1 protein-coding gene is annotated in these 1,150 nt (G+C 55.7%); it reads left to right on the top strand.

The genetic code is table 11. The features are described from left to right. Nucleotides 1-270: 270 nt before the first annotated feature. On the top strand, nucleotides 271-1,150 hold an 880-nt coding region (locus tag H7850_RS18045), incomplete at its 3' end, for a cache domain-containing protein (protein ID WP_264477495.1).

Below are 1,150 nucleotides of genomic sequence, written 5' to 3'. Positions count from 1 at the left end.
CGGGAGGGCAAGGCGCCATTGGTATTGTCATCCTCGAACGAGGAAACCGCCAACCATCAGGAAAGTGAATGGGTCTGATAACGACACCGAAAAGCGAACCGGCCCGGGCAATTGCCCGGGCCGGTTCGTTTGCAGAGGTTTTTTTGAAAAGGGCTTTTTCCGAGCCTTGACTCAAGCGTTTCAGGTTGAAAGCCGATAGTCCATTCAAGCGCCGCCTATTTGGAAGTGGCGTTTTCAACTTTCGACAACACAAACAAACGAGTGAACGCCATGCTGTCCTCCCTGAAACGCCGCATACAAGTCTCTTGTGTGACGATCATCGCCCTGGCCATGGTGCTGGTGGCCGGGGTGAGTTATTTCACCGTCAAGACGCATTACGAAGCCACCATCGAAAAGAATTTGCAGGCCGTGGCCGTGGGAAGCGCCTCGACCATCGAGGAGTGGGTTGCTGGACGCAAGAGCAGCATTGAGGCAACTAGTGGCGCACTGAATGCCGGCAACCCGGACAGCGCATTGAAACAACTGGCTGACACGGGAGACTTTCTTACTTCTTTCTTGGGTCGAGCCGATGGCAGCTTCGTGTCCTCCGATGGTTGGCAGGCACCTGCCGATTACGATCCACGCAAGCGTGGCTGGTATCTGGAGGCAGTACAGCGTAATGAGACCATTGTGTCATTGCCTTACGTAGAGGCTAACCAAGGCTTGACCGTGGTGACTTTTGCGACCCCTATCAAGCGTAATGGAAATCTGGTCGGCGTGATCGGTACTGATGTTGCCATCGATAATATCGTCGCGGACGTTGCTGCAATTCAGCCTACCCCGTCGAGCTTCGCTTTTTTGAGTACAAAGGGTGAAACGCTGATCGCCCACCCGAATCCCGACTTGAGTTTGCAGCCGTTGACTCGCCTGAATGAAGGGCTGACGCCGGAGGCGGTTAATCGCCTGGCCGGTGAGGGCGGCTGGCAAAACATCGATATCGGTGGCGATAAACGTCTCGCCATTGTTCCCATTGCCGGCAGCGGTTGGGAGCTGGGCGTGGCCCTCGATGAGCAGGAGGCAACAGCCGGGTTGCAGGCCATCATCAAGTCATCGCTGATCACCATGCTGGTGGTGCTGATCGTGGCGGCTACCTTGCTTGGCCTATGGCTCA

It is taken from the genome of Halomonas sp. M20 (assembly GCF_020622265.1).
In the GTDB taxonomy this organism is placed as follows: Bacteria; Pseudomonadota; Gammaproteobacteria; order Pseudomonadales; family Halomonadaceae; genus Modicisalibacter.
Note: the sequence above shows the minus strand (reverse complement) of the source record. Positions and strands in the feature narration are given on the sequence as shown.